Raw genomic sequence first — 17272 nt, 5'->3', positions numbered from 1 at the left:
AATTGTAAAAGGGATGTAAAACGGAGGGCGGCAGAAAGCAAAAAGCCCGCTTCGCAGCGGGCTTAACAGATTGTTGTCGGCCTATCAGAACTGGTAAACGATACCCAGCGCGAACTGGTCGTCAGAGTGACCGCCGGTACGGGCCGCGTCGTCTTCGTCCAGCAGGTTAAATTTGTATGCGGTGTAGACGTTCATGTTCTTGTTGAAGTAGTACCAGGTACCCAGTTCAACATAGTTCACGAGATCGGCGTTGAAACCGCCACGGCCGTTCTTCTCACCCAGATCTTTGCCTGAGGAATAGACGTAGCCCAGGGAAGGACGCAGGCCGAAATCAAACTGGTACTGCACCACGGCTTCGACGTTCTGGGTTTTGTTGGCAAATCCGACATCGCCACCGGTCCAGGTCATGTTACGGGTTTCACCGTACATTACCGCTGCGTAAAGGTTGTTTGCATCATACTTCGCTGCCAGGGACCAGACTTCAGCGTTCTCGCCATAGCCGTCAGCAGACTGCTTGTCAGTACGGTCAGATTTGCCGTATACACCTACAAAGCCGAAGCCATCGAAGTTGTAGCTAACTGATGAGCTGTAACCGTCGCCGTTGGCTTTCTCCACCTGGTTATCATGGTTTTTGCCCTGGTACTGCAGCGCAAAATCCAGACCTTCAACCGCGCCGAAGAAGTCCGAGTTGCGATAGGTCGCCACGCCGGTGGTACGGCCGGTCATAAAGTTATCGGTGTGAACCCAGGAATCACCGCCCCATTCTACGAGCATATCGGTGTAAGCACCGGCGTCGTAGGCTACGCCATAGTTACGGCCATAGTCGAATGAGCCGTACTCGCCGAATTTCAGGCCTGCAAACGCCAGACGGGTGCTCTGCTCCTGCTGGCCTTCCGGGGCGTTGGCGGGCATGTTGTACTCAAACTGACCGAAACCGGTCAGTTGGTCGCTGATTTGCGTTTCGCCTTTGATGCCGAAACGGGCATAGGAGGTATCGGCGTTTTCACTGTTGCTATCATCGGTCTTGTCCCAGACACGCTCACCGACCATCTTTCCGTACAGATCGAATTTATTGCCGTTTTTATTGTAAATTTCCGCCGCGTTAGCCACGCCTGCGCTCAATAAAACGGGGACCAGAACTGCCAGTACTTTTCATTATATATTCCCTTTCATGTATTTTCTTTATGAATATACGCAACCCCCCTCCGGGTTACCGGGTCAATACTATTTCAGAGCGGGTTTTTACTGTTTAAAAATAAATGTAACTAAGTTATTTAGATTATTTCTAAATGTTAATTGATGAGTATTTATATATCTGTTGAATCATTTATTAGAAATCATGACTGCTGTGAATTAATATCTATTTGAATTTTGAATAGAAGCCGAGAGGTGTATTTGCGAGATGAAATAGTCTGCAAAAAAGGAAAAAAATCCCGATAAGAATATCGGGAAAAATAAAGGGTAATTTGAGGGTGGTTATGGTGAAGCGAAAAAAAACACATAACTCATGCATCATGACACACTTATCCGCTTTGTTGAATATATTTCCTTGGGCTCAGGGGCGGCAGGAAATTAGCTATTTGCCTTTCTGTGGAAATCATTTGTTTTATGAATGATTTTAATTAATTAATAATTATCATCAATATAAAATTGCGCTGGATCAACTTAATTATTTTTTTTAAGGAGGATTCTGTAACGGGGGAGTGTATTTTATAATAAAATGTAATTGATTTATTAATATGGATTGGTGATGTGAATGTTGCCCCGGCATCGCATAAAAGGAGAAGGGAATATGCAAAACAAACGCGAACGTAGCCCTGGCGGAATACTGGCCTTGTGGGTCTTTTATGCATTTTGCGGCTATTTCATCTGGACAGTGATGCACTATTTGTGGGTGATAGGCAAAGTCACTACTTTTCTGGACTCGCTGGCGGGAGACGATCCCTGTGTAATATCCAGTAAATTGTTGGGGGTGATGTTACGTTTTATGGCGTTAAGCGCAGTGGGGGCAATCCTTGCCAGTATTGCCTGGTACACCCGTCCGCGTGATGTGCCAGACCAGTAAATAATTGCTATTGTACGGCTTTTCACTATAGGGAAAGCGCTATGGAACTCGTGCAGTGGCAGCAACGTTTTGAAAACTGGCTGATGGCGCATCATGCCAGCGATGATACCGCGCATGATATTTCTCATTTTCGCCGGGTCTGGAATACCTCACAGCGGCTGATGAAAGACCAGCAGGTTGACGCTCTGGTCATTCTGACGGCCTGTTATTTTCACGATATTGTCAGCCTGCCGAAAAACCATCCGCAGCGGGGCCGCTCGTCGCAACTGGCCGCTGAAAAGACGATCGCTATTCTGGGCGAATACTTTGCGGATTTCCCCAACCGGCTTTACGCTGCCGTTCAGCATGCGATTGAGGCGCACAGCTTCAGCGCCGGGATCCCGCCTCACACCCTGGAAGCGAAAATCGTGCAGGATGCCGACAGGCTGGAAGCCCTTGGCGCCATTGGTCTGGCGCGCGTGTTTGCCGTCTCCGGCGCGCTGGGCGTGCCCCTCTTCGATCCGGACGATCCCTTTGCCGATGGGCGCGAGTTGAACGACCGCGCGTTTGCGCTGGACCATTTCCAGACCAAACTGCTGCGCCTGCCCCGGACGATGCAGACCGCGGCCGGACGCGAACTGGCGCGCCAGAGCGCCGATTTTCTGATCCAGTTTATGGCCCGTCTCAGCGCCGAGCTGCGCGGGGATTACGAAGGCACCGACAGCGGGGTATTACAGCGCTTCCGGGAGGGTCTGTAAGGCCTTTCTGTGTTACTCTGTTTACATCCTTTTTGGTCCGGTTAAATGTATGCAGGAAAATGTATCAGTGACGGAATCCGCGCCTTTGCTGGCAGTAAAATCAACGGCGTCCGTTCAGGCGTTATTGTGCCAACTGCTGGAAATTTACGATGCCAGAACCCTGGCCCATCTTCTGAATGCTCAGGGTGAGAGCCACTGGAGCCCGGCGATCCTCAAGCGGCTGGTGACCAGTGAGCGGGCAGGGCATCGTCTCAGCGACGGCGAATTTGGCATGCTGCAAAACCTGCTCCCGCGTCCTCCTGCCTGTCACCCTCACTATGCTTTCCGCTTTGTCGATCTGTTTGCCGGGATCGGTGGTATCCGCCATGGCTTCGAGGCGATTGGCGGGCAGTGCGTGTTTACCAGCGAATGGAACAAACACGCGGTGCGTACCTACAAGGCCAACTGGTATTGCGATCCTGACGCGCATCAGTTCAACGAAGATATTCGCGAAGTGACGCTCAGCCACCAGAGCGGCGTCACTGACGAAGAAGCGGCGCAGCACATTCGGGACAACATCCCCGAGCATGACGTGCTGCTGGCGGGCTTTCCATGTCAGCCGTTTTCCCTGGCGGGCGTGTCAAAGAAAAACGCGCTGGGCCGTGCGCACGGGTTTGCCTGCGACACTCAGGGGACGCTGTTCTTCGACGTGGTCCGCATTATTGACGCTCGCCGCCCGGCGATCTTCGTGCTGGAAAATGTCAAAAACCTGAAGAGCCATGACGGAGGCAAAACGTTCCGCATCATCATGCAGACCCTGGATGAGCTGGGGTATGACGTGGCGGATGCGGCGGACAGCGGCCCGGACGATCCGAAGATTGTCGATGGCAAACATTTCCTGCCCCAGCACCGGGAGCGCATCGTGCTGGTGGGCTTTCGTCGCGATCTCAACCTGCGGGGCAACTTTACGCTGCGCGATCTCCCTGGACTGTGGCCGACCCGCCGCACGACGATTGCCGATCTGCTCGAGCCGGTGGTGGACGCCAAATTCATTCTCACCCCGGTGCTGTGGAAGTATCTTTATCGCTATGCCAAAAAGCATCAGGCCAAGGGCAACGGCTTTGGCTTCGGGATGGTCGATCCCACCAATCCGCACAGCGTGGCCCGCACCCTGTCAGCACGCTATTACAAAGATGGCGCCGAGATCCTTATCGACCGTGGCTGGGATAAAGCCCTGGGCGAGCGCGATTTTGATGATGCCGAAAATCAGCGCCACCGTCCGCGCCGCCTGACGCCACGCGAATGCGCGCGCCTGATGGGCTTTGAAACTCCGCAGGGCTACAGCTTCCGCATTCCGGTATCGGACACCCAGGCCTATCGCCAGTTTGGTAACTCGGTGGTGGTTCCGGCGTTTGCCGCCGTGGCACGCTTGCTGGAGTCGCGTATTCTGCAGGCAGTAGAACAACGCAAAACCGGGGCCGCGAATGGCGGACGTTCACAATAAGGCCACGCGCAGTAAAAACATGCGTGCCATCGGTACGCGGGACACCGCTATCGAGAAACGGCTGGCGGGTCTGCTCACGGAGGTCGGGTTTGAGTTTCGCGTGCAGGACGCCGCGCTTCCCGGACGACCTGATTTTGTTATCGATAGCGGCCAATGCGTGATCTTCACCCACGGCTGTTTCTGGCATCGCCACGACTGCTACCTGTTTAAAGTGCCCGCGACCCGCACCGATTTCTGGCTGGATAAAATTGGCAAAAACGTGGCGCGCGACGCGCGGGATATCACGTTGTTGCAGGAGCAGGGCTGGCGGGTACTGGTGGTGTGGGAGTGCGCGCTGCGCGGAAGAATGAAGCTGGATGACAGGGCGCTTATAGAGCGGCTGGAGGAGTGGATCTGCAGCGGCGGCAAAACCGCGCAGATCGACACTCAGGGCATTCGCCCGCTCAGGGTTTCTCCGCCTGACACGGCGTAACCACCGGTTTGGCCGGGAGCAGATACTTGCCGAGGGTCACCAGCACCACGGCCATTATGATAATCCCCAGCGCCAGCCACTCTATGCTCGAAAGCGATTCCCCGCCGAGGCCCGTGCCCAGCAGGACAGCCACCACCGGGTTCACATAGGCATAGCTGGTGGCGACCGCCGGTGAGACGTTGCGGATCAGGAACATGTAGGCGTTAATCGCGATCACCGAGCCGAAAATCGCCAGATAGCCCACCGCCAGCCATCCCGACAGGTCGGGCAGGGCGGTCATTTTCTCTCCCGACAGCACGGACGCCGTCAGCAGTACGATCCCGGCGGTTACCATCTCAATGGCCCCGGCCATCATCCCGGTCGGCAACGCAATACGCGAGCCGTAGACCGAACCAAACGCCCAGCTCATCGAGCCAATCAGGATTAGCACCGCGCCCCACGGATTACCGCTCAGGTTGCCGCCGCTGTTGAGCAGAATAATGCCCGCCATGCCGATGGCGATCCCCAGCCACTCCAGCTTGCGCGTTTTGATGCCAAACAGACGACTAAAGCAGAGAGTGAACAGCGGCACGGTCGCCACGACGACCGCGGCGATCCCGGACGGCACGTTCTGATGTTCGGCGACGGTGACAAAGCCGTTACCCACCGCCAGCAGCAGGACGCCAATCAGGGCAGCATTGAGCAACGGACGCAGGGGCGGCAGCTTATGGCCACGCAGGAACAGAAACGCCAGCAGCAGCGCGCCCGCAGAGAGAAAGCGCACCCCCGCCATCATAAGTGGCGGCCAGCTCTCCACCCCGATGCGGATCACGAAGTAGGTAGAACCCCAGATGATATAGAGCGCGAACAGCGCGCCCGCTAATGGTAATACTTGCCTGAAACGCATACTCCCTCACGGCGTAATAAAAAGGTCGCATATAGTTAACGTGAAAACTATCACGCTGGCGAGTCCTTTAATTGTGTCGCAGATGTGAATAATTTGTTGACTTAATCGGGATGGTTTCGGGGTTCGCGGTTTTACTCCATACTGTTGTGGTAATTAACAAAAAAAAGGAACGTTATTTTGGCGGGAAGTAGCTTATTAACACTGCTCGATGATATCGCCACGCTGCTGGATGATATTTCACTGATGGGAAAACTGGCGGCGAAAAAGACCGCGGGCGTGCTGGGGGATGACTTATCCCTCAACGCTCAACAGGTCACGGGCGTGCGCGCCAACCGCGAGCTGCCGGTGGTCTGGGCCGTGGCGAAGGGATCCTTTATCAATAAGGTGATCCTGGTGCCGCTGGCGCTGCTGATCAGCGCCTTTATCCCCTGGGCCATTACGCCCCTGTTGATGATTGGCGGGGCGTTTCTCTGTTTTGAAGGGGCAGAGAAGATCCTCCACACTATCGCATCGCGTAAAGACAAGGAGAAGGAGAGCCCGGCCGCGCGGCAACAGCGTCTGGAAGCGCTGGCCGCCAAAGATCCTGTCGCTTTCGAGCGCGATAAAGTGAAGGGGGCTATCCGTACCGACTTTATTCTGTCGGCGGAAATTGTCGCTATTACCCTCGGGATCGTGGCGGACGCGCCGCTGCTGAATCAGGTGCTGGTGCTCTCCGGCATCGCCATTTTGGTTACCATCGGGGTTTACGGACTGGTGGGGCTGATCGTCAAACTGGACGATATCGGCTACTGGCTGAGCGAGAAAACCAGCGCGCTGGCACAGGGGATCGGCAAGGCACTGCTGGTAATTGCCCCCTGGCTGATGAAGTCATTATCGGTGATTGGCACCCTGGCGATGTTCCTGGTCGGCGGCGGGATTGTGGTACACGGTATCGCCCCGCTGCATCATGCCATTGAGCACTTCGCCGGGGCGCAAGGCGCTGTTATCGCGGCCATTTTACCGACGTTACTGAATCTGGTGCTGGGCTTTATCATTGGTCTGATCGTCGTAGCGGTAGTGAAAGTTGTCGAAAAAATGCGAGGTCGCTCACATTAATAGGCTGCGTCTATACCAGGCATAACTTCTATTCCTCGACTAAATTGATACAGTTTCACACTGATAAAGGAGGCGGTTATGGTCTTTCTGGTCAGCGATGAAGTTAAGCCTAAAAACGGCGGTCCACGTATGGTCGTCACCGGCTATGCAAGCGGAATGGTGGAGTGTCGCTGGTACGACGGTTACGGCATCAAGCAGGAAGCGTTTCGTGAAGATGAGCTTCAGCATGGTGACGGCACCCGGCGACAGGATATGGCTTAAGTCACGCTACGCCCGGCACTGCCGGGCGTTTTTGTTCGCTATAATCGCCAACAGCAGTAGCATTGCAAACCCGCCAGGCGTTAATGTCATGCGGATGGCAGAGTTGGCTTTCATGGAGAGTGTGTGGAGCACGATAACGTTTCAGGAAAAGACGCTTTTTCGGCGCGACACCGTTTTCATCCGGGCCGGGTTGTTAATATATGCTTTATTGCCGTCCTCATCTTCTCCACGCTGCTGACCTGGCGTGAGGCTGTGGTGCTGGAGGATGCCTACGCCGCCAGCCAGAAAAATCATCTGGAGACAGTGGTCAATTCACTGGATCGCCAGCTTGAATTCAGCGTTGAAAAACTGCTGTTTTTTCGCAACGGCATGCGCGACGCCCTTGAAACCCCGCTGGCCTCCACGGTGCTACACAATACTGTCTCCCATTTTAGAGATCTGCAGGGAAAACCCTTCTGGCAGCTGACGTTTGACGTGCGGCGCACCTTACCGCTAAACGGCGTTTCTGATGCCTTTGTGCGGCAAACCACCAGCCTGATACGCGACGAAGAACGGCTAGAAAGAGAGCTGAGCGCCGCCTTCGAAATGGGCTATTTGCTGCGAATCGACGCGCCTGCGGCACACGCAAAGCGCGTGGTCTATGTCTCCCGCGCCGGGTTTTACGTCTCGACGGAACCTGCAGACTGGGGCAATGACATTATCTCCCGCTATTACCAGCTGGTAACACGCCCGTGGTACACCGGCCAGTCGGAACGTGAGAACCGGACCCGCAGCGTGCGCTGGTTTACCCAGGGGGCGGAGGAGGGCACCGTTACCGTCAGCGTACCGGTCGATTATCAGCACTACTGGTACGGCGCGCTGGGAATAGACTTTACCCTTACCGGGCTCAAAAAATTGCTGCAGGATGCGGTAGACGGCAACGGTGAAGGGGAGTTCCAGCTTTACGACAACGGTTTTAACCTGCTCGTCACCTCAGAGAGCAATGCCGACGATGTGAACCATTTTGACGAGCGTGAGCGGGCGCAAATCGCCGCTGCGCTGGAAAAAGATACCGAAGGGGATCTCCGTCTGGGGAGCCGCTACGTCAACTGGCAGCATCTGGATCACTTCGATGGCGTGGTGTTGCGCATCCATACCCTGAGGGAAGGGGCCAACGGCGATTTTGGCAGTATTACTATCGCCCTGGCGCTGCTGTGGCTGCTGTTCACCGGCATGCTGGTCGTTTCCTGGATTGTGATCCGCCGGATGGTCAGCAATATGTACCGCCTGCAGCACTCGCTCCAGTGGCAGGCCTGGCACGACCCCCTGACGCGCATCAATAACCGTGGTGCGCTGTTTGAGCGCGCGAAAGCGCTGGCGAAGCGTTGTGAACAGCATAAGCAGCCTTACTCGGTATTGCAGATGGATCTTGATCACTTCAAAAGCGTCAACGACCGGTTTGGTCACCAGGTGGGGGATAAAGTGCTGACCCATGCGGCCGGATTGATCACCCGTACGATACGGGAGCGCGATGTCGCCGGTCGGGTTGGGGGAGAGGGGTTCTGCGTGGTGCTGCCGGACACCGGCCCGGTACAGGCGATGGTGATTGCCCAGCGCATTCGCGAGCGCATCAATCGCCGGGAGATCCTGGTGAAAAAGAGCCAGACGACCCGCGTCAGCGTGTCGATTGGCGTCAGCAGCGCGCAGGAAAGCGGGAATTACGATTTTGAACAGCTGCAGTCCATCGCCGACGCCCGTCTCTACGAGGCGAAGCAGCGAGGACGCAACCAGGTAGTGGGTCAGGACGAGAAGAAGTGATCCAGCCCTTCACGCCATCCGGCAGGGCCGGGCTGGTGGGTATGGTAGACCCGCGCCGGGTCGTCGTTTTTTAGCGCCACGCCCTGGCGATTAATGCCTTTGACCACCACGGCGTAATCGACGCTATCCAGCAGCGGGGCGTCGTTGGGGCCGTCCCCCAGGCCGAGGGTAGTGGGGAGCGCGCCTTCGCGCTGCAGGTACTGCTCGTTAAGCCAGTTAATCGCCTGGTCTTTGCCGCCGCGCTCATCCAGAACATGCCAGAACCGCGCGCCCTGCACAAACTTCAGCCCCAGCCCGGCCAGCGCATCGTCAAAGGCGGCCATTCTCTCGTCGCTGTCGCGCCAGATAAGGGTCACCGAGGCTTCATGCAGCTTCGCCAGCGCCGCGCGCTCGCGGTTAAGCCCGGTCCATTCACTAATCACCCGCTCATCCACATCATCAAAGGTGGTGAATTTATAACCCTCCCGGTCGCGCAGCTGGTTAATGACGTTAACGATGTCGGTATGGGCAGCGCCGGTGATTAACCGTGGGGCGTCGGGATGGTCGTTCCAGCGCACGTCCAGCTGGATCACCGCGCCGTTTTCCGCAATAAAGGGCAGGCCATCCAGGCCCAGGTCGCTCTGGATCTCCAGCATCTCCGCCGCGGTTTTACTGCTGCAGAGGATCACCGGGATCTGGTTGTCCCGTAACTTCTCCAGCCAGCCAAGCGCGGGCTGCCAGTCATAGGTGTGAATGTCCAGCAATGTGCCGTCCAGATCGCTATAAATGAGCAGCGGATCGTCAAGTGAAGGCATAGCATCTCCCGTAACTGATAAAGGCCTTTTATAGGATTTTTCTTAAAAGCAAATTCGCTAAAACGGTTTACGTCTGGAACCGATCCCGCGCACCCCGCGCCCCACGCGTGTTGTGGAACCATAACTAATATTTTAATTTCGCCCGGTAACTATAAATGTGAAGAATATTTCCTTGTCTTGCAAAAATTTTGCAGATAATGTTTACCCGACATCAGATTTCCTGGTGTAACGAATTTACAAGTGCTTCTTGCATAAGCAAGTTTGATCCCGGTCACCCCATGACCGGGATTTTTTTCGCCTCAGCGGTTCACTTCCGTCACGCTAAAATCATGAATATCCAGCTCGAAGGCCTCCGCCAGCTCGCGCCAGGTATGGTAATCCCTGTCGTTCACTCTGACCCGGGTAGGGTCATCCTCGATCCGCTTGACCTCGCTCTCGCTGATTTCATTGATTGCGGCGAGCAGGGCGTCAACGTCAACATTCACTTCCCGTTTTGCGGTCTCGCTGTACTCTTTTGCGGTCTTCATTCCTTACTCCTCATTTAACCGAACTCATCTGTAAGTATAGACCGCCGATAAAAGCGGCAATCGCGCGGCAACACGCTGCCAGTTTTCACGTTTTGTTCTACACTGGCTCAAAACCAGAGGAGGATTTTATGAACGTCAACGATCGGGTCACAGTTAAAACCGATGGCGGGCCGCGTCGCCCGGGTGTTGTACTGGCGGTTGAACAGTTTAATGAAGGCACGATGTATCTGGTCTCGCTGGAAGACTACCCGCTCGGGATCTGGTTCTTTAACGAGCTGGGCCACCCTGACGGTATCTTCGTTGAGAGCCAGGAGTAGCGTGGATGTCGGGTGGCGCGGGCTGGCCTGACCGGAATGAAAAATCTCTGGCATAGCCAGAGATCGGATTGCGTGTAAGAAAGGAGAAGGGGTTATCGCAGGTTAACGTAAATTCCGTTGGTCACATTATCTGTCAGACGAACGACATGATAGATCACTTGCTTATTATGCGTTTTTATCTTCCTTTTAATATTTCCCTTATGTGACGATACGGTTTTCGCCTTGATATTCATCTGGTCGGAAATCTGAATCGTTCCCTGTCCAGCCATCCACATTCGCAGCATGCTGGATTCAGTTCGGCTTAATGATAAAGTCGGAAAATTAAATTCCGCTACACTCTTTATCTCTTTGCTTAAATAATCCCCCACCAGTTCATCCAGTGATTCTGGTTTAATAGATTTTGAACTAATCAGAAGATTCTGACGAACCCGCAAATATTCATCGAAATGGATATTGGCTATCGCCATAAAAACAATAAACAGTGTGCCGGGATGTTGATTAATGATGTGCTTTATTTGCTGACTGTTGGCGGGGTCGTGAATGAAACAGTCCTCATTAATAAACACCACACCTGGCGTAAAGGCCTCGCATGCGGCGGCAAGTTCGTCAACGGTATGTACATCGTTGATGTCCTTTTTCTTTACCCCTCTGCTGGCCAGATACCCGGTTAACCCTAGCCGGGTGTAACTGCATAAATCCATAATGATCGTTGACATGGCATACCCTCACTCAATGCATAACGATAATTAACCACCTGCCTGAGAGCTCTATAACAGCCAAACGGGATGGAAAAAATAAATTACCTGTGAGCATTACAAGGACTTTCAGGCGAACTCACTATCCCGTAAAGTTACGTATAATTTGCCAGGAAACATCTTAAAGTAAAGTAAATGTTGAATTATGTGAGTAGCATTAAAACATTCAACCCGCATCAGATATATCCTGGCAGATGTTTCGCGATCTTTATTTTAGGAATATCCTCAAAGAAACAATATAAAACACAGGGGTTATTATTTCGTCGGAAGTTCGCGCACGATATCGGCCAGCAAATTAAATACTTCACTGAATAAATGTTCGCAGAAAGGTGCAATAAGCGGCATGAGGAGGGAGATAAGCAGAATACCGATGGTCAGGGTAATCGGGAAACCAATGACAAACACCGACAGCTGCGGCGCCATACGGTTAAGTAAACCCAGCGACAGGTTGACGGCCAGCAGCAGAGTAATGAGCGGCAGCGCCAGCATCAGCCCGTTGAGGAAAATCAGCCCGGCCGCGCTGACCAGCGCCATGAAAGCGTTGCTGTTAACCGGATTGCCGCCAATGGGCAGCGTGTGGAAGGTATCCACCAGCATCGAAATCAGCCACAGATGGCCGTCAAAGGCCATAAACAGCAGCATCGCCAGCAGGTCGATGATACGGGCGAGGATCGGCATGTTCAGCCGGCTGCCCGGGTCAAAGAAGGTGGCGAACGACAGCCCCATCTGCAGGCCAATCAGCTCCCCGGCCGTACGTACGGCGGCAAATGCGAACTGCATCGTAAAGCCGATGGCGACGCCGATCAGGATCTGCTGTAATCCGACCCACAGCGCCGGGGCAGAAAAGATAGGCACGTTTACCGGCGGCAGCGTCGGGGCGACGATAATGGTGATCAGGATCGCCAGACCGACCTTCACCCGCTTGGGAATGGCCCGTTCGCTCAGAATGGGCGCAGTGGAAATCAGCGCCAGAATGCGCAGCAGCGGCCAGAAGTAGAGGCCGAGCCACTCAAGCCATTGAACGCTGGTAACTTGCAGCATGACTAGCCGATGATGTAAGGCAGGTTGGTGAACAGATTGCGCATGTAATCCAGCAGCAGGTTCAGCATCCAGGGCCCGGCGATAATGATCGCCACAAATACGGCGATGATTTTCGGGATAAACGACAGCGTCATCTCGTTAATCTGCGTGGCGGCCTGCAGGATACTGATGACAAGACCGGTGACCAGCGCCACCAGCAGCAGGGGAGCGGCAACGGAAATGGCGACCTTCATCGCTTCCGTGCCCATCATCATGACCGATTCTGGCGTCATTGCGCGCTCCTCAACTGTAGAAACTTTGCGCCAGCGAACCCACCAGCAGCTGCCAGCCGTCCACCAGAACAAACAGCATCAGCTTGAAGGGCAGGGCGATGGTGGCCGGTGGCACCATCATCATCCCGAGCGCCATCAGGACGCTGGCAATCACCAGGTCGATAATCAAAAACGGAATGAAGATCGTAAAGCCAATCTGGAACGCGGTTTTCAGCTCGCTGGTGACGTAGGCGGGCAGCAGAATGCGCATCGGCACCGCTTCCGGCCCCTGAATCGGCCCGGCGTTAGCCAGACGGGCAAACAGCGCCAGGTCGGCTTCACGGGTCTGACGCAGCATAAATTCACGCAGCGGCTGCGCCCCTTTTTCCAGCGCCTCCTGCATCGAGATCTTCTCTTCGCTAAACGGCTGATAGGCGTCGACATAAATCTTGTCGATCACCGGGGACATAATAAAAAAGGTCAAAAACAGCGACAGACCGAGCAGCACCTGGTTAGGCGGCGCGGAGGGCGTACCCAGCGCGTTTCGCAGCAGGCCGAAGACGATGATGATACGGGTGAAGCTGGTCATCATCAGCAGGATTGCCGGGATAAAGGTCAGGGAGGTGATAAACACCAGCGTCTGCACCGGCAGAGACCAGCTCTGGCCACCGTTGGCCATCGGCGTGGAGATAAGGCCTGGCAGCTGGGCATACACGGCGGGAGCAAACAGGCCAAGGCCTGCCAGCGTAAGGGACAACAAACGGCGCATCACGATCTCCCGGAACGCTTAAGCAAACTCTTCATCACGGACTGAAAATCCGGTTGAACCTCTGCGCGACTCTCCTCAGAGACCGGCGCAGGCGGCAATGTATGCAGAATAGTAATTTGTGAGGCGGTGACACCCAGCACCAGCCGGGCGTCTTCCACTTCCACGATCACCACCCGCTCACGCGGGCCCAGCGAGGTGCTGGCGGCGAGCTTCAACCCGCGGGCTCCGGCGGTTTTGCCCGCCAGACCCACGCGTTTTGCAAGCCACGCGACAATCAGAATAAAGGCAATGATCCCCAGCAGCGCGCCGCTAACCTGAAGCAGCGGCGAGCCTGGAACGGCAGAGGGTTGTGAGACGATTGCCTGGGTTTTCATACTTAACGGCTCAGACGACGCATACGTTCAGACGGGGTGATGATGTCGGTGATGCGCACGCCGTACTTGTCGGCGACAACCACCACTTCACCCTGGGCAATCAGGTAGCCGTTGATCAGAATATCCAGCGGCTCACCGGCCAGACCGTCCAGCGCCACCACTGAACCCTGCGTCAGGCGCAGCAGCTCTTTGATGGTCATACGGGTACGGCCCAGCTCCACGGTCAGCTTGACCGGGATATCCATGATCAGATCGATATCCTGCAGCGTACCGCTGACGTCACCGCCGCCCAGCTGCTGGAATACCGCATCGGCAACGCTTTTGCTGGCCGGTGCCTGTTGTTCGTTTAACGCCTCAGCCCACAGATCGTCCAGTGCTCCGGTGTTGTCATCGGACGGATTGTTCATATCACTCATTTGGGCTGTTCCTCATTCAGAGAATTCAAAATCGGGTTGATCAGGTGCTCAACGCGTAACGCGTACTGATTGTTAACGGTGCCATACTGGCTGGTCAGCACGGGCACGCCATCCACATGCGCAATGATGCGGTCGGGTTTTTCTATCGGCAGAACATCGCCGGGTTTTAATTTTAAAATTTGCGACAAACGCAGCGGCACGTCGGCAAAGTTCGCCACCAGCTCCAGCTGGGAGTGCTGAACCTGGCGGACCAGGTTCTCACGCCAGTTCTGATCTTCATGGCGGGAGTTTTCCAGCGGCGGGTTCACCAGCACTTCGCGCAGCGGCTCAATCATGCTGAACGGCAGGCAGATGTTGAACTCACCGGTCAGGTTGCCGATCTCCACGTGGAACGGGGTGTTGACCACGATGTCGTTTGGCGAGGTGGTGATGTTGGTGAACTTCACCTGCATCTCGGAACGCACATACTCCACGTCCAGCGGGTGGATCGCCTTCCATGCGTCGCTATAGCCCTCAAGGGCCAGCTTCAGCATGCGGTTGATGACGCGCTGTTCGGTGTGGGTGAACTCGCGCCCTTCCACTTTGGTCGGGAAACGTCCGTCGCCGCCAAACAGGTTATCCACGGCGATAAACACCAGGCTTGGCGAGAAGACGAACAGGCCCGTGCCGCGCAGCGGCTTCAGGTGGATCAGGTTGAGGTTCGTCGGCACCGGCAGGTTACGCGCGAACTCATGATACGGCTGAATGCGGATCGCGCCGACGGTGATATCCGGGCTACGGCGCAGCAGGTTAAACAGCCCCATACGGAACTGACGCGCGAAACGTTCGTTAATGATCTCCAGCGCCTGCAGACGCTCGCGCACCACGCGACGCTGGGTATTAGGATCGTAGGGGCGAATGTCGCTTTCGCCCGCCTGGCCCGCTTTTGGTTCGTCGGCCTTATCGCTGTCGCCGTTGAGCAGCGCATCGATTTCCGCCTGAGAAAGAATACTGTCGCCCATGTCGTTACCGCAGAATGAAAGCTGTATACAGAACGTCGGTGACTTCCTGCTTAGGTTGACCGCTGATCAGAGGCGCGGCCAGCGTTTGCTTGATGGCTTCTACCAGCTTCTGTTTACCTTCATCGGTAGAGAGCTGGGCAGGATCCTGACGGGAAAACAGCAGCAGCAGACGGCTGCGCACTTCCGGCAGGTACTCACTCAGACGCGCGCGGGTGGCTTCGTCTTTCAGGCGCAGCGTAACGCCCACGTAAAATACGTGATCGGCGTCGCCCAGGTTAACGGTGAACGTATCCAGCGCGAAAAAGACCGGTGCAGCCGGTGGTGGTGGCTCTACCTTGGCTTCGGCTGAAGGGGCTTTATTCATACGCCAGTAGCTGTAACCTGCGGTGGCGCAGGCGGCGAGCGTAATTAACACCAGCAGCGGGATCCAGATGGAACGCTTACTTTTTTTGGTGATGGCGGAGTCAGTCATCTGTTGCGTGCTTCCTGTTTCGGAACTGCTAATGTGGTGATTATCCCGTGTCCCGTCGCCGTCAAAGGGTCGAAAAGACGGGGATAATCACGCTACCTCTGGCGTTTAGGTTTAGGCGAAGATATCGACAGCGCTGTTTCCACGCGCGGCAGACTGCAGGGAGGCAGGTACCGCCAGCAGCTCATCGTTCTCTTCATCAAATCCGCCGGCATTGCCGGAGCGGGATGCCTGCTGATGATGCTGAGAAGAGGCCTGCTGTTGACCGTTAAAGTTTTCACTGCTGATGCTGCTTTGGGTCAGCTGAATGCCGTTCTCCGCCAGCTGGGTGCGCAGAACCGGCAGCGCCGCTTCCAGCGCCGCGCGAACGTGGCTATGGCCTGACACCATCTGCAGCTGCGCCTGATTATCATCCAGCTTGAGGGTGATCTGCACCTGGCCAAGATCTTCCGGATGCAGACGCAGTTCGGCGCTCTGCTGGCCCTGACGGGTAAACAGCGTGATGTGCTGGCTGATGGTCTGCTGCCACTCGTTGCTGCCCAGCTGGGCGCTGACCACCTGTGCGGCGGCAAAGGTCCCCTGGACGGAGGTATGAGTACTGACAATCGGCCCCATCGTGGCGGTTGGCCCGGTCGGGGACGGAGTGCTCTCTGCCGCCTGTTTGTTGATGGTCGCGGCGACGGCTGGCGTCAGTTGGTTGTCGGCAACCAACGCATCTTTATCCTGAGCGACGGTTTTCGTGCTGCCCAGGGCATTGGTATCCAGGGCTGGCTGGCGTCCGCGCTCGCTGGTGGCTGCCGCCTTCACGTCAAGACTGGTGGCGCTGACCGGCTGAGGGGCCGCAGCGGTTGCGGTCTGCTGGTGGGGCAGCATTGCCATTAAGGCGCTTAAGCCCGCCAGCTCCTCTTCGCTGAGCTCGGTTTTACTGTCCGCCTCTTTCGCCGCCTGGGTCAGGCTCTTCAGCACGTCGCTTTTGGCTGCGGGCAGCAGGCCCTGCGTCAGCCCCGGCTGGGTGGCTTTTTCGTCGGTGAACGTCAGGTCCTGACGCGCCAGCAGTTCGGCCAGCTTACCGGCATCGGCGTCAACGTCGGCGTCAGCCGCACCGGCCTGCAGTGCCGCTTTCGCGAGCTTGCCGCCCGATGCCTGCAGATCGCTCAGCGTCAGGCCAGCTTCTTTGCCCTGGCCTTTTGCATCGCTTAACGCGCCCGCCAGCAGGGCAAGAAAATCCTGCGCGCCATCGGCCGCTTTTCCGCCCCGGACGCCAGCAGTAAGTTCGCTGTCGCTCGAAAGCAGTTGTTGAAGGGTGATCATTCCGGGGTCCTCATTGTTGCCCGCTGGGCAAATTCATCCATTTTTTTCTGATCGAGACGGTTTTCCGCCAGCATAGCGGCGGCAAGCTGGCGATCCTGCAGCGTCTGCCAGGCCTGTAGACGCTGTTTCTTTTCGCGCCAGACGTTCAACGCCCGGTCAACCTTTTCGGTCCACTGAAGTACCTGCTGGCGATGCTGTTCGATCGCTTTTTCCAGCGTCTGAATGAACTGTTGGTAGTTGATCCAGCGCTGGCTGCCGATGCCCTGCGTCATATCGGTATTGAGGTTATTGCGATACTCATGCTGGTAGTCGATCAACATCTTCAGCTGCTCTTCCGCCTGCTGGTAACCGCGGCGCATCGCGCCCAGCTGCTGTGCGGCAGTATCAACGTCTTTTTCGGCCAGATCTTTCAGCGTGGTTAATGCGCCGTGTTGTGCCATGACATTCGCCC

The 17272-nt window shown here is 55.7% G+C and carries 21 protein-coding genes and 1 pseudogene; 8 read left to right on the top strand and 14 right to left on the bottom strand.

Annotated features, from left to right (window positions below; genetic code table 11):
* Positions 1 to 84 precede the first annotated feature (84 nt).
* Positions 85 to 1146, bottom strand: a complete 1062-nt coding sequence (locus tag FHN83_RS02930) for a porin (RefSeq protein ID WP_139563194.1) — start codon at positions 1144 to 1146, stop codon at positions 85 to 87.
* A gap of 646 nt (positions 1147 to 1792) precedes the next feature.
* Between FHN83_RS02930 and drpB the strand changes: the two genes are divergently transcribed.
* From drpB to FHN83_RS02910, 4 genes are read left to right on the top strand one after another with little or no spacing between them, the layout of a single operon-like run.
* Positions 1793 to 2065 (top strand): cell division protein DrpB, encoded by a 273-nt coding sequence (gene drpB, locus FHN83_RS02925; protein ID WP_039032537.1) that lies wholly within the window; start codon positions 1793 to 1795, stop codon positions 2063 to 2065.
* A gap of 41 nt (positions 2066 to 2106) precedes the next feature.
* Positions 2107 to 2802, top strand: coding sequence for a phosphohydrolase (locus FHN83_RS02920; protein ID WP_139563193.1), 696 nt, complete (start codon positions 2107 to 2109; stop codon positions 2800 to 2802).
* A 49-nt stretch (positions 2803 to 2851) separates the two neighbouring features.
* The gene (locus tag FHN83_RS02915; protein WP_171029957.1) at positions 2852 to 4285 is read left to right on the top strand and encodes a DNA cytosine methyltransferase; all 1434 of its coding nucleotides are present in this window, start codon (positions 2852 to 2854) and stop codon (positions 4283 to 4285) included.
* Positions 4266 to 4757 (top strand): very short patch repair endonuclease, encoded by a 492-nt coding sequence (locus FHN83_RS02910; protein ID WP_139563192.1) that lies wholly within the window; start codon positions 4266 to 4268, stop codon positions 4755 to 4757. Before FHN83_RS02915 ends, FHN83_RS02910 begins: the two co-directional genes overlap by 20 nt.
* Here FHN83_RS02910 and yedA read toward each other — a convergent pair.
* Entirely contained in the window at positions 4729 to 5643 is a 915-nt protein-coding gene (yedA, locus tag FHN83_RS02905) for a drug/metabolite exporter YedA (protein WP_039032541.1), read from the bottom strand. The two genes, FHN83_RS02910 and yedA, sit on opposite strands and share 29 nt — an antisense overlap.
* Before the next feature lie 177 nt (positions 5644 to 5820).
* Here yedA and FHN83_RS02900 point away from each other — a divergent pair, with 177 nt between their 5' ends.
* From FHN83_RS02900 to dgcQ, 3 genes are all read left to right on the top strand, one after another.
* Positions 5821 to 6738 (top strand): DUF808 domain-containing protein, encoded by a 918-nt coding sequence (locus tag FHN83_RS02900; RefSeq protein WP_139563191.1) that lies wholly within the window; start codon positions 5821 to 5823, stop codon positions 6736 to 6738.
* Positions 6739 to 6816: 78 nt separating this feature from the next.
* The gene (locus FHN83_RS02895) at positions 6817 to 6999 is read left to right on the top strand and encodes a YodC family protein (RefSeq protein WP_039032543.1); all 183 of its coding nucleotides are present in this window, start codon (positions 6817 to 6819) and stop codon (positions 6997 to 6999) included.
* Between the two features lie 123 nt (positions 7000 to 7122).
* Positions 7123 to 8796 (top strand): cellulose biosynthesis regulator diguanylate cyclase DgcQ, encoded by a 1674-nt coding sequence (gene dgcQ / locus FHN83_RS02890; RefSeq protein ID WP_139563190.1) that lies wholly within the window; start codon positions 7123 to 7125, stop codon positions 8794 to 8796.
* Here dgcQ and FHN83_RS02885 read toward each other — a convergent pair.
* Entirely contained in the window at positions 8778 to 9590 is an 813-nt protein-coding gene (locus FHN83_RS02885) for a mannosyl-3-phosphoglycerate phosphatase-related protein (protein ID WP_139563189.1), read from the bottom strand. The genes dgcQ and FHN83_RS02885 overlap by 19 nt on opposite strands.
* A gap of 299 nt (positions 9591 to 9889) precedes the next feature.
* A complete protein-coding gene (gene yodD, locus FHN83_RS02880) occupies positions 9890 to 10117 on the bottom strand; it encodes a YodD family peroxide/acid resistance protein (RefSeq protein ID WP_039032546.1) in 228 nt (75 codons plus the stop codon).
* 128 nt (positions 10118 to 10245) lie between these two features.
* Between yodD and dsrB the strand changes: the two genes are divergently transcribed.
* Positions 10246 to 10434, top strand: a complete 189-nt coding sequence (gene dsrB / locus FHN83_RS02875) for a protein DsrB (RefSeq protein ID WP_039032547.1) — start codon at positions 10246 to 10248, stop codon at positions 10432 to 10434.
* A 92-nt stretch (positions 10435 to 10526) separates the two neighbouring features.
* Here the strand turns inward: dsrB and rcsA are convergent, their stop codons facing one another.
* The 10 genes and pseudogenes from rcsA to fliJ form a co-directional block, all read right to left on the bottom strand.
* Positions 10527 to 11150: a transcriptional regulator RcsA gene (rcsA, locus tag FHN83_RS02870; protein WP_039032548.1), complete on the bottom strand. Its 624-nt coding sequence runs from the start codon at positions 11148 to 11150 to the stop codon at positions 10527 to 10529.
* Positions 11151 to 11453: 303 nt separating this feature from the next.
* Positions 11454 to 12230: pseudogene (gene fliR / locus FHN83_RS02865) on the bottom strand (flagellar biosynthetic protein FliR); the annotation flags it as partial.
* A 2-nt stretch (positions 12231 to 12232) separates the two neighbouring features.
* Entirely contained in the window at positions 12233 to 12502 is a 270-nt protein-coding gene (gene fliQ / locus FHN83_RS02860; RefSeq protein WP_039032550.1) for a flagellar biosynthesis protein FliQ, read from the bottom strand.
* Between the two features lie 10 nt (positions 12503 to 12512).
* On the bottom strand, positions 12513 to 13250 hold the full coding sequence (gene fliP, locus FHN83_RS02855) for a flagellar type III secretion system pore protein FliP (protein ID WP_039032551.1): 738 nt from the start codon (positions 13248 to 13250) through the stop codon (positions 12513 to 12515).
* Positions 13250 to 13624 (bottom strand): flagellar biosynthetic protein FliO, encoded by a 375-nt coding sequence (gene fliO / locus FHN83_RS02850; protein WP_039032552.1) that lies wholly within the window; start codon positions 13622 to 13624, stop codon positions 13250 to 13252. Before fliO ends, fliP begins: the two co-directional genes overlap by 1 nt.
* 2 nt (positions 13625 to 13626) lie before the next feature.
* Positions 13627 to 14040: a flagellar motor switch protein FliN gene (fliN, locus tag FHN83_RS02845; protein ID WP_039032553.1), complete on the bottom strand. Its 414-nt coding sequence runs from the start codon at positions 14038 to 14040 to the stop codon at positions 13627 to 13629.
* Positions 14037 to 15041: a flagellar motor switch protein FliM gene (fliM, locus tag FHN83_RS02840; RefSeq protein ID WP_039032554.1), complete on the bottom strand. Its 1005-nt coding sequence runs from the start codon at positions 15039 to 15041 to the stop codon at positions 14037 to 14039. Before fliM ends, fliN begins: the two co-directional genes overlap by 4 nt.
* Positions 15042 to 15045: 4 nt before the next feature.
* Positions 15046 to 15513, bottom strand: coding sequence for a flagellar basal body-associated protein FliL (fliL, locus tag FHN83_RS02835; RefSeq protein ID WP_039032555.1), 468 nt, complete (start codon positions 15511 to 15513; stop codon positions 15046 to 15048).
* A gap of 111 nt (positions 15514 to 15624) precedes the next feature.
* Entirely contained in the window at positions 15625 to 16821 is a 1197-nt protein-coding gene (gene fliK, locus FHN83_RS02830; protein ID WP_139563188.1) for a flagellar hook length control protein FliK, read from the bottom strand.
* A complete protein-coding gene (gene fliJ / locus FHN83_RS02825) occupies positions 16818 to 17261 on the bottom strand; it encodes a flagellar export protein FliJ (RefSeq protein ID WP_039032557.1) in 444 nt (147 codons plus the stop codon). Before fliJ ends, fliK begins: the two co-directional genes overlap by 4 nt.
* Positions 17262 to 17272: the final 11 nt, after the last annotated feature.

Origin of the sequence: Leclercia adecarboxylata (assembly GCF_006171285.1) — a bacterium.
Taxonomy (GTDB): Bacteria; Pseudomonadota; Gammaproteobacteria; order Enterobacterales; family Enterobacteriaceae; genus Enterobacter; species Enterobacter barmai.
Note: the sequence above shows the minus strand (reverse complement) of the source record. Positions and strands in the feature narration are given on the sequence as shown.

Coding starts and splice junctions, on each gene's coding strand:
- drpB (WP_039032537.1), top strand. CDS start 1,793: ATGCAAAACAAACGCGAACGTAGCCCTGGCGGAATACTGGCCTTGTGG.
- FHN83_RS02920 (WP_139563193.1), top strand. CDS start 2,107: ATGGAACTCGTGCAGTGGCAGCAACGTTTTGAAAACTGGCTGATGGCG.
- FHN83_RS02915 (WP_171029957.1), top strand. CDS start 2,852: ATGCAGGAAAATGTATCAGTGACGGAATCCGCGCCTTTGCTGGCAGTA.
- FHN83_RS02910 (WP_139563192.1), top strand. CDS start 4,266: ATGGCGGACGTTCACAATAAGGCCACGCGCAGTAAAAACATGCGTGCC.
- yedA (WP_039032541.1), bottom strand. CDS start 5,643: ATGCGTTTCAGGCAAGTATTACCATTAGCGGGCGCGCTGTTCGCGCTC.
- FHN83_RS02895 (WP_039032543.1), top strand. CDS start 6,817: ATGGTCTTTCTGGTCAGCGATGAAGTTAAGCCTAAAAACGGCGGTCCA.
- FHN83_RS02885 (WP_139563189.1), bottom strand. CDS start 9,590: ATGCCTTCACTTGACGATCCGCTGCTCATTTATAGCGATCTGGACGGC.
- yodD (WP_039032546.1), bottom strand. CDS start 10,117: ATGAAGACCGCAAAAGAGTACAGCGAGACCGCAAAACGGGAAGTGAAT.
- dsrB (WP_039032547.1), top strand. CDS start 10,246: ATGAACGTCAACGATCGGGTCACAGTTAAAACCGATGGCGGGCCGCGT.
- rcsA (WP_039032548.1), bottom strand. CDS start 11,150: ATGTCAACGATCATTATGGATTTATGCAGTTACACCCGGCTAGGGTTA.
- fliQ (WP_039032550.1), bottom strand. CDS start 12,502: ATGACGCCAGAATCGGTCATGATGATGGGCACGGAAGCGATGAAGGTC.
- fliP (WP_039032551.1), bottom strand. CDS start 13,250: ATGCGCCGTTTGTTGTCCCTTACGCTGGCAGGCCTTGGCCTGTTTGCT.
- fliO (WP_039032552.1), bottom strand. CDS start 13,624: ATGAAAACCCAGGCAATCGTCTCACAACCCTCTGCCGTTCCAGGCTCG.
- fliN (WP_039032553.1), bottom strand. CDS start 14,040: ATGAGTGATATGAACAATCCGTCCGATGACAACACCGGAGCACTGGAC.
- fliM (WP_039032554.1), bottom strand. CDS start 15,041: ATGGGCGACAGTATTCTTTCTCAGGCGGAAATCGATGCGCTGCTCAAC.
- fliL (WP_039032555.1), bottom strand. CDS start 15,513: ATGACTGACTCCGCCATCACCAAAAAAAGTAAGCGTTCCATCTGGATC.
- fliK (WP_139563188.1), bottom strand. CDS start 16,821: ATGATCACCCTTCAACAACTGCTTTCGAGCGACAGCGAACTTACTGCT.
- fliJ (WP_039032557.1), bottom strand. CDS start 17,261: ATGGCACAACACGGCGCATTAACCACGCTGAAAGATCTGGCCGAAAAA.